This is a genomic window from Ferruginibacter sp. HRS2-29, from assembly GCF_024343615.1.
GTDB lineage: Bacteria > Bacteroidota > Bacteroidia > Chitinophagales > Chitinophagaceae > Ferruginibacter.
In genome coordinates this window covers 65,488-80,891 of sequence record NZ_RJUB01000143.1, presented here as the reverse complement: position 1 = coordinate 80,891, position 15,404 = coordinate 65,488, and the positions used below count along the sequence as shown (strand labels likewise).

Genomic DNA, 15,404 nt, shown 5'->3' with positions numbered 1-15,404 from the left:
TTCGTAATTCGTAATTATTCATTCGTAATTCTCCCTTCGTAAATTGTAGCATAACTGATACTATATGCTTCAACGCCGCCTCGGCCTTTTTCAATCTACGGTATTAAACATGATCGACATGGTGGGCATCGGCCCGTTTGTTACCCTGCCGATCGTGATGGGCTTGATGGGTGGCATGTACCTCTGGGCATGGATAGCAGGGGCCATACTGTCGCTGGTAGATGCCATGATATGGAGCGAACTGGGAGCGGCCTATCCGCTGGCCGGTGGCAGTTATAATTTTCTCAAAGAAGCATATGGTAAAAATGGCGCGGGGAAGATGATGAGTTTCCTCTACGTATGGCAAACCATCATACAGGCCCCACTGGTGGCGGCTTCGGCAGCCATCGGGTTTGTAACCTATTTTGTATACCTGGTGCCGCTGGAAGTATGGGAGCAGAAAATGATTTCGGGGGCCGTCATCATTTTGATCACCATATTGCTGTACCGCAAAATTGAAAGCATCGGCAAAGTAGGCGTGCTGCTGTGGATGGGTGTGGTAGCCACTTTGGGCTGGATCATTTTTGGCGGCATCAGCCATGGGCATTTTCTGGATCCCGTAAAAGAAATGATCAACACGCCGGTGAGCTGGGGCAACATAGCTTCCTTTGCCTTCGGACAAGCCTGCGTAAAAACCATCTACAGTTATCTCGGTTATTATAATGTTTGCCACCTCGGCGGCGAGATCAAAGACCCGGGAAAGAATATTCCGCGGAGTATGTTTATTTCGGTGATCGGCATCGCGGTCCTGTACCTGTCGATGAACCTGAGCGTAAGCAGCGTGATACCCTGGCAGGAAGTAAAACAATGGCAGGATAAAAAGATTGAACCTTTTGTGATCAGTATTTTCATCGAACGGTTGTACGGCCATACAGCCGCCATTGTAGCCACCGTGATGGTGCTCTGGGTGGCGCTGGCATCACTGTTTGCGGTGATGCTGGGCTACAGCCGTGTGCCTTATGCCGCCGCGGCAGATGGGGCATTCTTTAAGATATTCGCGAAGCTGCACCCCACCAAGAATTTTCCTTACGTATCGCTGCTGGTGCTGGCGGCCTTCGCTTTTGTCTTCAGCCTGTTATTCCGCATGGGCGATATCATCAGCGGTATACTCGCCATGCGCATCATGGTGCAGTTCATCGGGCAGGCCGTGGGGGTGGTATTGTTGCGGCAGCGAAACGGCACCAACAATCTGCCTTACAAAATGCCGCTGTATCCGTTGCCGGTAATACTGGCGATAGCGATGTGGCTCTTTGTGTTTTATGCCACCGGAAGCAAGGTTATGCTGAGTTTTGCGGCAGTGCTGGTAAGCGGGCTGGTGGTGTATCTTATACAGGCGCGTCGAAAGAATGAGTGGCCTTTTAAAAACTGATGTATACTTTGCGCCTTCACACACACATTACCGAACCTGATACCTTCAAACTGACAGGGTATCGGGGATATTTTTGAGCGGGTGATCTTTTTATTGCTTATTCATCAGCCGGGTGAATTGTTCCCCATTCAGCACCAGCCTGATCGCGTACTGGCCTTTTACCAGGGCAAACACGGGCAATGAAAGTACCTGTTCCCCTTTTTTTACCGTAAAATTCATGGTGGATAATTTTCTTCCACCCATATCGAATAATATCACCGAAGCACTTCCATTGGCTATGGCATTCACCTGAATGTTAGCGATATCGTTTACCGGATTGGGATATACGGAAACTATATTTTGCATTGCCCCGCCTCTTTTGATCAATCGCTGTGGCGAGTATTGCATGGCCCCGCCTGGTGCAACGGAAGCTATCCTGTAATAAGCGGTACCCGTAAAAGGTGCGGCATCCATAAATGTATATTCATTGCCGGAAATGCTGAACCCCCTGCCGGGTTGCGTACCGATCAATTCAAAGCTGCGCCCGCCATCGATAGAACGCTCTATCCTGAAGGCAGTATTGTTCTCTTCGGTGGTGAATCCCCATTTAAGCAATACATCGCCGGGCCGGTTTACCGCAGTGAATGCATTGAAGCCATACGATGCCAGCGCACCATCTATGCGGGTGTACCAGATGGGCGAAGTGATGATCCTGGTGCCATCTGTTTCGGTAATGTCGAAATAGTAGTACCGCTGTCCGAAGTTCGGGAGCGTGGCATCCGTGTAGGTGCTAACGCCAGGGGCAAGCGTGGTGAGCTGCACAGGAAAGCTGCCGCTGCCGGGTTCGCCATACATCACTTTCACGGAGGAAACAGGGGAAGACGTTTCGTATTGTACGTTCAGCTGCGGTGTGCCTGGGCGGATCATGATAGCGCCCATTTGTTCGCCCGCTACTGTGAAGCGGACTTTTGCGCTGCAATCTTCCGTGGCATAAAAACGCATTTGTTTTACGGCGGATAACAAAGACTGTTCGGTAAGGTCGGGGGCAATGACGGCCAGCCTGGTGCGTGCCGTACGGCCAAAGGTGAGGTTGTGGTTGTCGTGATCGATCAATGGCCCCACATGGTATCCTTTTGATAACAGTATCTTATAAAAGTCGAGGAACCCCATAGGCACCCCGGCATTGTTGTAGGAGATGCTGGTAGAAAAAGCCGGCCCCGATTCCAGGGCGGTGCCAACGATCGCGTTGTCGGCATCCAAAGAATAAGTGTTGGAAAAAATATTATTATAGTCGGTGATCACGGGGTGGGCCAGGTAGGTGAACGCGTTGCCGCCTTTTTGGTTTACTTTTTCAAAAAGTCCGCCCGCGCCGCTGAAGTTTCCTTTGGGTACCAGCACCTGGTATTGCCCGTCTTCCCACCCAAGCAACGAATCCATGCCATATACCACGGCATGTCCGCCGTCGTCTATCACGCCCCATTCCATGCCGTACAGGGCTACAAAATTGGCGCTGGTAGAAGCGATTGCCTGGTCTTTACCAGGTTGCCAGTTGGCCAGCTTCATGCCTGCCCCTGTGTGGTTGTGCTCGCTGATGCCGAGAAAATCCATACACATCGATTCCCGGGCAAATGCATAATCATCCGCGGGTGTTTTTAAGGGGTCGTCTGCATTGCCGTCGGAAAATGAACTGTGCGCATGCAGGTTGCCAAAATAAATGCTGTAGGGTTGTGGTGCCGGTACGGCACTGGTAGCCCTGGTGGCGGAAAGGTAATCAGCCGCATATACGGGCCCGCCGGTGCAATTGCTGTTTAGGGCAAATACAAAAAAGTAATAAGAGGTAGAAGGGGTAAGCCCCGATGCGTAAAAAACATTGGTTGAAGAACGGTTGATAACAGTGGCATTGCCGATGATGTTGCCTGCCTGGTATACTATGTTGTTTTGCGGCAAAGCGCTCAGGGTAGGGGAAGTGCTTATCAATACCAGGTATTCATCGGCGATGCCTGCGGTAAAGGCTCCGCCGATCGAATTGGGCTTTATGGTATAATACACCATACTGGATGCCCCTGTAGCGGGTGCGGTGCAATTGTTTTGAAGGTGATAATTGAGCCTTGCCACATCGGGGATACTGGCAGCCTGTACGGTGGCGAGCGTTACGTTCGTCCATTCCTGCAATACAAACGAGGCGGAGGGTGATGTTACGGAAAGGTTGCGGTAATAACTTTTATCCGCGGCATTGATGCCCTGTCCAAACTGGTCGATGATGTTGCTATTGTTGTCCAACAGGGCGATGCCATCGTTGCCATTGAAATTTATCACCAGGCTGGAGTTTTGCAGGGCGCTGGAAGAATTGAGGTAAGGTACTTCGGTACCATTGGCCGGGTTGCCAACCAGTACGGAACCATGCGCTGGAATAGTAAAATTCAGGTCTACGGTTTGCGAAGGCAGGCCGGTAATATTGATATTGCCTGTGCTGCCCGTCTGCGCCCAAAGCCCAAGTTTCAATTGCGGACTGGCGGTATTAACGGCCGTGTTGCCCAGGTTGGTGAGCTCGATCCATTTGTTGGTGCCGCCGCCTTCGTAGTACTGGGAGATGATGACCTGTGCCTGTGTGGAGGAGGTCATCATCCATATGGCGAACAAAAGAAACAATTTTTTACTGGATAGCATGGCGTTTTACCTGTTGTGATAAGCCGCCAAAACTAATGTTTGTTGGTGAAAGCACCGTAAAAAACCGGTGTTTTTCCCCGGTTATGAGCAGGAAAATAACATTGAGGAAATGTTAGGGACCAATGCAGTGATCATCAGCGGGGTGAAAGGATGCGAAATATTCGCTTATTCCAGTTCACCCAGCAACCCTTCTGTATCCAGCGCTTCGGTATACATCACGATGCTGCCATCTTCATTATATTTCCATTCTTCCTTCGGGCGGTCGCGGTAAAGTTCTACGCCGTTGCCATCGGGATCGTTGAGGTACAAGGCTTCCGATACACCGTGATCGGCAAATCCTGTAAAGGGATATTTTGCATCCAGCAATCTTTTGTAGATGGTTGCCAGGTCTTTGCGGGTAGGGTAAAGGATGGCGGTGTGAAACAAACCGGCACTGTGAACCGGCGCCGGGCCTGCATCTTTGCTATACCAGGTGTTGAGCCCGATGTGATGATGGTAACCTCCTGCGGAAATGAACGCCGCCTGTTGGCCATACATCGTAGTTACTTCAAAACCCAGCAGGCCGCAATAGAAGTCCATGCTGCGTTGGAGATCGGAGACTTTTAAATGTACGTGGCCGATGGTGGTTTGGGGAGGAACTTTATATTCCATACAATTACGAATTATTAATTACGAATTACGAATGCAGACCCAGACCCCGGAGGTTTTCAAAACCTCCGGGCGTCTTCCTGCTTGCGAAGGCCGAAGCCCTGAAGACCCCGCAGGTTTTCAAAACCTCCGGGCGTCTTCCTGCTTGCGAAGGCGGAAGCCAATGCAGACCCTGGAGGTTTTCAAAACCTCCAGGCGTCTTTTTCGAGGACGATGCCCCGTCAGCCGCCACCAACCGCCGTCAGCGGTCACAGACCCTGACGGCGGTTGGAAACTTTAAGGGCGGTTTGCGAAAAGAAACGAAACTAAATTACGCACAACCTCCTCCCTGTTGAGCTCGTTCAACATCTCATGCCTGCCGCCGGGATAAAGATCGTAGGTAATGTCTTTTACTCCGGCAGCTTTCCATTTGCTGATCAACGCCAGAAAACCTTTGCCTTTCAACCCAACGGGATCCTGATCGCCGCCGAAACAGTACACCGGTATATCCGTTGGTATCTGACGAATATTTTCTTTTTTAAAGGCATCCCTGATGCCTTTAAAAAAATAATAAAAGAAACCTGCGCTGCATACAAATCCGCAAAGAGGATCGGCCACATATTTATCTACTTCCTTTTCATCGCGACTGAGCCAGTCGTTGGTAGTACGGTTGGGCCTGAATGCCCGGTTGAACTGTCCGAATGAAAGTGTATCGATGAGGGTGCTGCGGTATCTTTTGCCCATCAGTTTGTATTGGAGATAAGCCACGCCGATACCGATCCCCATGAGCGGGTCTGCGTTACCATTAGAAGCGGATAATACCAGGCCGTCTATTTCTTTACCATATAGTTGAAAAAAGCGCTGGCTCAAAAAAGAACCCATGCTATGCCCCAGCAAAATTATTTTTTTGCCGGGATGCTGTGTACGTAGGTATTGAACGATGTGGCGGATATCTTCTACCTGTTTGTAAAACCAATCTTCTTCTCCAATACCAAGATCTTCGGCTGGTATGGAAGGGCCATGGGCCCGGTTGTCGTGTGCGTACACCCCGATCCCTTCAGCCACCAGCATCGCCGCGATGGGCTCATACCGTGCGGCATATTCCGCCATGCCATGTACGATGTGCAGGATGCAGGCCGGCTCCGTATCGGGCAGCCACGCCTGCATCGGCGTTGGATGATCACCGCCAGTAAGGAGGGAAAAAGATCTTTTTGGCATCAGTCCTTATGGTTTTTCTTTTCCGCGGGAAGCAGCCTGAAGCTGGTGGAAACAAACCGGTCGTTTACCACCGATCCTGTTACTTCCGCTTTCCTCGCCACATTGCACATACCGTCATCGGCGTGTGCATCGCCGAGATCATCGAGCGAAGCGCCATCCACGAAATAGGTCTTGTCGTCGATCTTTACCGCAAGGTTGCAGCCTTTATCTTTCATGTGAAAGATGCAACTGCCGCAGCCGGCTTCTACCACTTTGGGTTTGGTGATTTTATGTGTTGCAGTTGCTGCTGGTGTTGCAGCAGTCTGGGCGGTTGCGGCAAATCCGCATAGGGAAATGAATAAGGCTAAAGTAAATGAACGCATAGTTGTTTTTTATAGATTAAAGGTAGTGTATAATGAAGAATGGATAATGGATAATGGATAATGCCTTCCATCTTCACTAACTTTCAAAAAAGAAAGTTGTTACGAATAGAAGGCATTATCCATTATCCATTATAAAATTATCCATTACCCCGCCATATCCGGAATATCATCTGCTTTATATAGCCCCGCATCCAGTTTCTTTTTCGTTTCTTCAAATGCTTTCAGGGTGAGGTCGATATCTTCATCGCTGTGCGCTGCTGTAGGGATGAGCCTGTAAATGATATCACCTTTCGGGATAACAGGATACACTACGATGCTGCAGAAAATATGATAATTTTCCCTCAGGTCCATCACCATCTGCGTAGCTTCAGGCACATCGCCTTTCATGTAGATAGGTGTTACCGGCGAGTTGGTATGGCCGATATCAAAACCGCGTTCTTTCAACCCGCTCTGCAGGCGGTTTACATTGTGCCAGAGTTTTTCCCTGAGCTCCGGCATCGATAATACCATCTGCATACGGGTTAGCATACCTTCTACAATGAGCAGGGGCAGGCTCTTGGCGAATATCTGGCTGCGTACATTGTAACGCAGGTATTTCAATACATTTTTAGGCCCGGCTATGAACGCGCCGATGCTGCCCATGCTTTTTACGAATGTGCTGAAGTAAAGATCGATCCCATCCTGTACACCCTGTGCTTCATCGGCACCGGCACCGGTTGGGCCCATGTAGCCAAACCCATGGGCATCGTCGATCAATATACGGATCTCGAATTTTTTCTTCAGTTCCACGATTTCTTTAAGGATACCCTGTTCACCATCCATTCCAAAAACCCCTTCGGTGATCACGAGGATACCGCCGCCATTTTTTTCAGCGATCTTTTGTGCACGCACCAATTGTTTTTCGCAATCGGCAATATCATTGTGTTTGAAGGCGTATGTCTGCCCCATGTGAAGGCGTATACCATCTACGATACAGGCATGGCTTTCGGCATCGTACACGATCACATCCCTGCGGTTTACCAAGGCATCGATGCAGCTCATGATACCCTGGTAGCCGAAATTGAGCAACATGGCATCTTCGCGGTTGGTGTATTTGCTGAGCACACGTTCCAGCTCATCATGTTTTTCGGTATTCCCACTCATCATACGGGCGCCCATCGGGTTGCCCATTCCATACATTTCCGCGGCTTTGGTATCGATAGCCCTTACCTGCGGATGATTTACCAGCCCGAGATAGTTATTCAGGCTCCATACGATCATATCTTTCCCCCGGAATTTCATCCTTGGGCCCAGTTCGCCTTCCAGCTTGGGGAATGCAAAATATCCATGAGCCCTGTCCATATGCTGGCCGATAGGGCCACCGTCCTTCACTAGTTTTTCAAATACATCCATTTTTCTTAAGTATTTAATAGAAAATTTATTTACCGGAACGGTGCTACCTCGTAGCCACAACCGGTTTCATGCTTTTTTACAGGCTGCAAAAATAAGGTTTTACGGGCAAAAGACTGCTTATAAGGATGGTAGCGAGAAAAATTGTGCCGGGAAGACGGGAAGATGTTGAGTAAATGCTTTGCATCTTCCCGTCTTCCCGGCAAAATAATCGGTAACACTGGCTTAACCTGTACCCATCGGCCAAAGGCATGATTTCTTTTATCTTTGTAAAAAATAACGCTACATGTATAAAAGATTTTTGTTTTTCGTCTTGCTGCTTACAGGGTCGGTAGCTTTTGCTCAAAAAAATGCCCCATCTTCAGCTCCCGCAAAGCCAAAACTGGTAGTAGGGCTCGTGATCGACCAGATGCGCTGGGATTACCTGTACCGCTTCCAGGCCCGCTATGGCACGGGTGGTTTCAAGAGGATGTTGGGACAGGGGTTCAGCTTTGAAAACACGTTTATCCCTTACGTGCCCACATATACGGCCGTTGGGCACACTACCATTTACACCGGGGGCGTACCGGCCACTCATGGTATTGTGGGCAATAACTGGTTTGAAAAAAGCATCAAAAAGAACATGTATTGTACCGAAGATAGCACAGTGGATGGCGTTGGGGTAAGCGACTGGGCAGGTAAAATGAGCCCGCGAAACTGCTGGGCAACCACAGTGACGGACGAATTGCGACTGAGCAATAATTTTCAAAGCAAAGTGATCGGCATTTCTTTGAAAGACAGGGGAGCGATATTACCGGCCGGACAGTCGGCCAATGCGGCTTACTGGTACGAAGAAAAAACCGGTAAATGGATCAGCAGTACTTTTTATATGAAAGAATTGCCGAAATGGGTAAGCGACTTCAATGCCAGGGATAGGGGAGCAGAACTGATGAAAACGGATTGGAATACGTTGTACCCGATCAATACCTATACCTTGAGCACTGCGGATGATAAAGAATATGAAGGCAGTATCCCCGGGGAAAAGACAAATACATTCCCGCATAAATTATCTGCCATCACCACGCAAAAATATCTCGCTATTAAATATACCCCATCGGGAGCAACGCTTTCTTTTGAGTTTGCCAAAGAAGCGATCGTAAATGAAAAACTGGGCGCCGGCAGCGTAACGGATTTCCTGGCGCTGAGCATTTCTTCTACCGATTACATGGGGCATACTTTCGGGCCAAATTCCATTGAAGCCGAAGATACATACCTGAGACTTGATAAGGACATTGCCGATTTCCTTACCTACCTCGATAATAAAGTGGGCAAAGGAAATTACCTGGTGTTCCTTACCGCCGATCACGGTGCAGCGCATGTTCCCGGTTTTCTGAAAGAACACAATATACCTGCCGGAACTTTTTCGGATGAAGGTTTCCGCACAGAGCTGAATAAAGCCATCAGCGATAGTTTCGGGTTTGCCAACTCCATCATGAACCTGCAGAATTACCAGCTGGACCTCAATACCGATAGCATGGAAGCCAAAGGCATCGATGTAAAAGCGGTGAAAAAGTTCGTCCTGAAAAGATTAAGATCGAAGCCATTTATCACAACCGTTTTTGAAACGACGGATGCTAACAGTACTGCATTACCTGAACCTATCAAGACTATGGTGATCAACGGGTACAATCCAAGCCGCAGCGGCGATATACAATTCCTCGTTCGCCCCGGGTATTTTGATGGCTACAATAAAGGCACTACGCATGGTTTGTGGAACCCGTACGATTCGCATATACCGTTGCTGTTTTATGGCTGGGGGATCAGGCATGGCAAATCTAACCGCACTACTTACATGACGGATATTGCGCCAACAGTGGCCGCGAAACTGCAGATACAAATGCCAAACGCGAGCGTAGGGAAGGTACTGGAGGAGGTCAATTGAGAATTAAGAATTAAGAATTAAGAATTAAGAATGGCGGCGAGACCGGAGCGAAAGGGGATCGCAGATTAAAAAGGGATGAAGGGGATTGCACAGATTATTTTTACTTCGTAAAAATTAAAATGCAGTTTATAAGAGAAGTTGACATCTTATAAACTGCATTTTAGTTTTGCAATGCAAAACAATCTGCGGAATCCTTTCATCCCTTTTTAATCAGCGATTTTTCTTTTTCTTTTGTAGGTAGTATCTAAATTAATGACTAAATTTGTCAGGTAAATTTTAGTCATTATGGAAACGCTGCATGAGATCATCAAAGACCGCCGCCTGAAAAAAAATCTCCTGATAAAAGATATTGCTCACCAGATGCAGATTGACAGCACCCTGTGGAGCCGTTATGAAAAGGGCGAACGCCTGCCTGCGGAAAAAAATCTTGAGCAAATGGCCATGATCTTAGGCATGGGGATTTCCGAGCTTAAAAAATACTGGCTTGCCGAAAAGATCTTTGAACAACTCAAGGCATATCCTGAAGCAGGCGATGTATTGTCGTTTGTGGAAGAAAAGATGACCGTGTATATTAAAAGTGCAAAAGTTGTTCTTGGAAAAGATATTAAAAAACTCCTCCAGGAATTGGATGCATTAAAAAAGGCGATCAAAAAAAATCATCCTTTAAATGAAACCCAGTTAAAAAAACTTCATGAACATTTTAATATCAATTATACATACGAAAGCAACCGGATAGAAGGCAATACACTGTCGCTGCAGGAAACGGCGCTGGTGGTAAATAAAGGCATTACCATTGCCGGCAAATCTATGCGGGAACATCTCGAAGTTATCAACCATTCAGAGGCATTGGAGTATATCCAGGATGTGGCACGTTCAAAAACGGATATTACCGAACGGCTGATCAAAGAACTGCATTACCTGGTATTGAAAACAATCGATAAAGAAAACGCGGGGCAATACCGCCGGTCTGATGTGCGTATCACCGGCAGCAGGCATATTCCAGTGGCGCATTATGAAGTAGCCCCCGAAATGCAAAAGCTTTTACGCTATTACAATGCCCATAAAAATACCCTGCATCCTGTTTTGCTCGCAGCCGATATTCATTGGATGCTGGCAGGTATCCATCCGTTCATCGATGGCAATGGCAGAACCAGCAGGTTGCTGATGAACCTGATTCTTATGCGAAATGGATATTTTATTGCGAACCTGAAGGGTGATCTTTCCAGCCGGAGTAATTATTATAAGGATCTTGAAACGGCGCAGGTGGATAAAACTCCTGCTGCGTTTAGAAACCTGGTGATAAATACGGTGAAGGAAGGGTTGGAAGAATATCTATCATTGATTATATCGAAAAAGCTGAAAAAATAATCGCAGATTAAAAAGGATGAAAGGATTACGCGGATTGTTTTGCTGGCGCAAAACGAAAATGCAGTTTGTAAGATGTTGTGACTATCTTATAAACTGCATTTCTATTTTTACGAAGTAAAAATAATCTGCGGAATCCTTTCATCCTTTTTAATCTGCGATTATTTTTTGCTTTAATATTTTATGCTAAATGCATCCGCATTATTGGAAATCTTTAGTTCCGAGGTAGGAGCAAATTTCTTTTCATCCTCTATCATGAATGTTTTTGTTGCTGTAGAAACCAGTGATGTGCCATTGCTGCTGAAATTTTCTGCTCCCGTGAAGCCGTGCAATATGATCAGGAGTTGTTTGAATTTGGATGCGAGTTTGCCCGATGCTTTGTCGAAGGAAATGGCTTTTGTAAGCGGATCGAAATGTATCGTCCTTTTATAAAAATTGTCCTGTTCGTACGCAAAGGATTTTCCGTCGTCTTCATAATAAACAAAACTGTTTTGCATGGAACCATTGTAGATATGGATCTTCAGCGTATCACCCGGGGTTTCGGCTGTCGTCTGAATGAGGTTTTGCATCGGGATGATGGCGCTTTCTTTCACATAAACCGGCAGTTGCTTTAATTTCAATTCGGTGAGTTTTTCATCGCCGCCTGTTTGTTTTTTATCGGTATACAGATCATACCAGGTGCCTGTGGGTAAATATACTTTCGTCATTTCTTTGGTGCTTTCCACTGGTGCTACCAATATTGACTGTCCAAAAAGAAACTGGTTTTGAAAAGCAGGCTCATATACCACGTTGTCGAACGTATTGTCGATGGCGAGCGAGCGTACTACCGGCATACCGTTTTGCGTAGCTTCATAAAAAGTAGAGTAGAGGTAAGGCAATAATTTATACCGCAGTCCGATATAATTTTTTGCTATTTCCGTTACTTCTTCGCCATAACTCCAGGGTTCGGAGGCTTTACTGTTGTACGTTGTATGATTTCTGAAATAAGGGAAAAAGGCGCCCGCCTGTATCCATCTTGCGTAAAGGCCGGCAGTAGGGTTTCCGGTGAAGCCGCCGATGTCCATGCCGGTAAACGGTACGCCACTCAACCCAAGACTGTTCAGCAAACGTACACCGAGCAGCATGTGATCGTCTTCGGAGCGGTTGTCGCCCGTCCAGATGGCGGTGTACCGTTGCATGCCTGCATATCCCGACCGGGTAAGGATGAATGGGCGCTCGTCGGGCATCGCCGCCCTGATGCCTTCGTAGCTGGTGCGTGCCATCAATGCGCCATACACATTATGCGCCTGCAGGTGCGATCCTTTTTTACCTTCAAAGTCGAAAAGTACATTGTTCGGCATTTTTTGTCCCCAGGTAGCAATTTCGTTCATATCGTTCCAGATGCCGGTAACGCCATTGTCCGGGAAAAATTTCACTTCCTTTTTCCAGAAATCCCTTCCTTTGGCACTGGTGAAATCGGTGAAGTAACACCAGCCCGGCCATACCTGTCCGCTGTAATATTTCCCATCTACATATCTGATGTAGGCATCAGCTTTCAATCCCCTTTCAAATGCGGGTGCGCCGGGCACTATCTTGATCCCCGGATCAACGATCACCGTTGTTTTAAAACCCATGTCCTTCAGTTTTGTGGTCATCTGCAATGGGTTGGGAAAACGTTCTTTATCCCAGGTGAATAGCTGGTATTTATCCATGTAATGAATGTCGAGCGTGATGCCATCGGCGGGAATTTTTTTCTCCCGCAATGTTTGCGCAATGCGCAATACTTCGGTATCGGGATAATAACTGTAACGATTTTGCTGATAGCCCAAACTCCACAGTGGCGGCAGTTTCATGCGGCCGGTGAGTTGGGTATAGGAACGGATGATATCCCTCACCGTGCTGTGATAGATGAAATAATAATTCATTTCGCCATCCCTGGCACCAAAGGAAGAAAAGCGGTCGTTGCTGGCTCCGAAGTTGAAATCGGATTGAAAAGTATTGTCTAAAAAAATACCGTAATTCAGCCCGTGATGAATACCGATGTAAAAGGGGATCGTGCTGTAGATGGGGTCCGCATCCGTGCGGTATCCGTATACATCCGTATTCCAGTTGGTATATCCATTGCCTTTGCGGTCGAGGTTGCCTGTCTTTTCACCAAGCCCGATGAAGCGTTCTGCCTCCTGCATGTGTTTGTATGTGGTGGCTTCGTTGCCCACCCATGATGTGGTAAGGCCTTTTTCGTCTTCATTGATCACACGTCCATCGTTGGTAAAAAAGGCGATGGAGAAAGGTTTCTTTTGTACCACTGCTTTCAGCGAATCGGTTTGTATGATGATCTCTGTTGCATTGTTGGTTACAGCATTTTTTATTTTTTCCGGGGTGGCTATCACTGCATACGACTGGTCATTCTGCAACTGTTTTTTATCTATTCTTACACGGATGATGGAAGGGCTGTAGAGGATGATATTCGCATAGCCGTTATCGGTAGTAATTCCAATTTCCTGTCCTGTTACTTTCACCGATTTTATGTTGCCGATCTCACGAACAGGATTTTGCGCAAGCGTACTAGTGCAAAGACTTGTAAGAGAAATAAAGAGTAAAGAAAAACGGTATTTTTTCAAGGTTGATCTGATCATCATGTTAGATTTAGAAGATGCATTTTATGAGGGATGAAGTTCCTGTTTTTTGTGGGGGTGAGCAAATAAAAGGATGATTAGTTTTGTTCTTTTTTGCTACGCAAAAAAAGTATAAAGTGAGGAAGGCTATTCCTTGTTTGTAAATATTATTAGTATGAAGTCTTAAACACTCCACGGCCGTTGGGCCGAGCGTTTGCGCCACGGCTGTATTCGCCGGTTTTGATTTTGATACCGCTTCGCGATCAAAATCAAATTTTGCCTTCGGCAAAACCCCTGCGAATAAGGCCGCTCTGCAAACATTGATACTCTTTACGGAGGGAAGATGTTGGAAGTTTACAACATCTTCATAGAATTACTTTAAGCTGTAAATGCATTTATAAACTTGTAATAAATAGAATTTTTGGTCAACAGAATACTTTCCCAAAAGTTGCATTTGCACAAAGTATCAATGTTTGCAGAGCCGCCTCAGCCGGTGGGGTTGTACCGCAGGTGCAATTTACATTGATGGCGAAGCCATATCAAAGTAAAACCGCCGGGTGAAGCGGTGGTGCAAATCCCCACAGTACTGTGGAAACCCTACGGCCGTAGAGTATTAAGAACTTCATTACTAAAATAACATCGGATAAATATAGAGATTTCAAAGGGCAACAAACAAAAAGCCCCGGAATTACCCGGGGCTTTTTGTTTACTAAGAATTTTTTTATTACAATTTCGTAACCGAGTAAGAATGATTCGCGAAGTTCACTACTATCTTGTAGCTGCCTGTTACATCGGGAGCCGGAGTGTTGGAGCCTGGTACATCACCATCATAAAGGATGCCGCTGAACGCTTTATCAACGCCGCCGAACTTATGATCCCAGCTGCCATTTACCGGCAACAACAGGTATTGTTTACCACCATTCAATGTTATGGTGAGCTCAAATAAAGTGGGGCTCACTTTCGTGAATTGCTGTGCAGCAGGTACGGGGTTGTTCCAGCCGCCCGGTGTAGCATCGCCTACGATGAAAAGGTCTGTAGGTGCAGTACCTGTAAACGGTGTGCCGGTGCTGGTTACAGAATATTTTCCATACTGGAAATCGTAGATCATTTTATACCAGCCATCAGTAGCAGGGCCTTTGAAATTTTTGGCAAGATCGTACCCGAAATCGCCGCCGCTTACCGGTGCGTTGTCGATCGGGACAGAATATTTATGATCCCAGTTGCCGCTTATTGGTAATAAGAGATATTCTTTACCACCAACGATGTTCATGATACCACCCCAGGTAGTTTCATCGATGCGCAACAGTTCCTGTGTAGGGTTGGAAGCAGGATTGCCCCAGCCGGTCTGGGTGGCATCACCCACCATGAATAATTTGTTGCTGGAAGGCAACGCTACTTTTGGCGGAACCTTGTAGGCGGAAGCATTTATCTTAATGGTATTGGAGTATAATTGTTGATTGTTGTTGGCATAAGATGCTATCAACCTGGAATAGATATCATGTGGTGTGTTGATCAGGAAGCCGTAATTAAGCAGTATGGTATTCAGTTCCTTACCTTTAAGAGAAGTAGCTAAACTTCCCGAAACGGTCTTCAATATCGGATGGCTGAAAGATGCACTGGTGTCAAGTTGCAATACATATTTGACGGTAGCAGAATCAGTAGCGTAACCTGGATTGGTCCACGAAAAGGACACTACGGCATTTAATGAATCTGCGGGTACAGGGGCTACAACAGTGTTTGACACTGTTAAAATTGGTTCGGTTCCATCACCGTATACGGGCAGGTTATCAACTTTATCACAAGCTGAAAAAATTGCAGCGAAGCAAAGCATCGCTACAAGGGTTTTTAAATAATATTTCATATGAAATTTTTCG

General features: G+C 46.9%; 10 protein-coding genes. 3 read left to right on the top strand and 7 right to left on the bottom strand.

From position 1 onward, the window contains the following. Positions 1 to 64: 64 nt before the first annotated feature. Positions 65 to 1,408, top strand: coding sequence for an APC family permease (locus tag EGI32_RS16610; protein WP_255156478.1), 1,344 nt, complete (start codon positions 65 to 67; stop codon positions 1,406 to 1,408). 90 nt (positions 1,409 to 1,498) lie between these two features. Here EGI32_RS16610 and EGI32_RS16605 read toward each other — a convergent pair whose 3' ends face one another. The 5 genes from EGI32_RS16605 to EGI32_RS16585 all read right to left on the bottom strand — a co-directional run bounded on the left by EGI32_RS16605 (position 1,499) and on the right by EGI32_RS16585 (position 7,653). Beyond that, positions 1,499 to 4,027, bottom strand: coding sequence for a lamin tail domain-containing protein (locus tag EGI32_RS16605; protein WP_255156477.1), 2,529 nt, complete (start codon positions 4,025 to 4,027; stop codon positions 1,499 to 1,501). 192 nt (positions 4,028 to 4,219) lie between these two features. Continuing rightward, positions 4,220 to 4,705, bottom strand: a complete 486-nt coding sequence (locus EGI32_RS16600) for a VOC family protein (protein WP_255156476.1) — start codon at positions 4,703 to 4,705, stop codon at positions 4,220 to 4,222. 273 nt (positions 4,706 to 4,978) lie between these two features. Then, positions 4,979 to 5,899, bottom strand: coding sequence for an alpha/beta fold hydrolase (locus EGI32_RS16595; protein ID WP_255156475.1), 921 nt, complete (start codon positions 5,897 to 5,899; stop codon positions 4,979 to 4,981). Next, positions 5,899 to 6,261, bottom strand: coding sequence for a DUF6370 family protein (locus EGI32_RS16590; protein WP_255156474.1), 363 nt, complete (start codon positions 6,259 to 6,261; stop codon positions 5,899 to 5,901). The genes EGI32_RS16595 and EGI32_RS16590 overlap by 1 nt, the downstream gene beginning before the upstream one ends. Positions 6,262 to 6,405: 144 nt before the next feature. Beyond that, entirely contained in the window at positions 6,406 to 7,653 is a 1,248-nt protein-coding gene (locus tag EGI32_RS16585) for an aminotransferase class I/II-fold pyridoxal phosphate-dependent enzyme (RefSeq protein WP_255156473.1), read from the bottom strand. Positions 7,654 to 7,936: 283 nt separating this feature from the next. Between EGI32_RS16585 and pafA the strand changes: the two genes are divergently transcribed. Both pafA and EGI32_RS16575 read left to right on the top strand, forming a co-directional pair. After that, positions 7,937 to 9,571: an alkaline phosphatase PafA gene (gene pafA / locus EGI32_RS16580; RefSeq protein ID WP_255156472.1), complete on the top strand. Its 1,635-nt coding sequence runs from the start codon at positions 7,937 to 7,939 to the stop codon at positions 9,569 to 9,571. 285 nt (positions 9,572 to 9,856) lie between these two features. Then, the gene (locus tag EGI32_RS16575) at positions 9,857 to 10,939 is read left to right on the top strand and encodes a Fic family protein (protein ID WP_255156471.1); all 1,083 of its coding nucleotides are present in this window, start codon (positions 9,857 to 9,859) and stop codon (positions 10,937 to 10,939) included. Positions 10,940 to 11,109: 170 nt separating this feature from the next. Here the strand turns inward: EGI32_RS16575 and EGI32_RS16570 are convergent, their stop codons facing one another. Next, positions 11,110 to 13,551 carry a TIM-barrel domain-containing protein gene (locus tag EGI32_RS16570; protein WP_255156470.1) on the bottom strand — a complete coding sequence of 814 codons (2,442 nt, stop codon included), beginning with the start codon at positions 13,549 to 13,551 and terminating at the stop codon, positions 11,110 to 11,112. Positions 13,552 to 14,254: 703 nt separating this feature from the next. Then, positions 14,255 to 15,391: a SusE domain-containing protein gene (locus tag EGI32_RS16565; RefSeq protein WP_255156469.1), complete on the bottom strand. Its 1,137-nt coding sequence runs from the start codon at positions 15,389 to 15,391 to the stop codon at positions 14,255 to 14,257. Positions 15,392 to 15,404 lie beyond the last annotated feature (13 nt).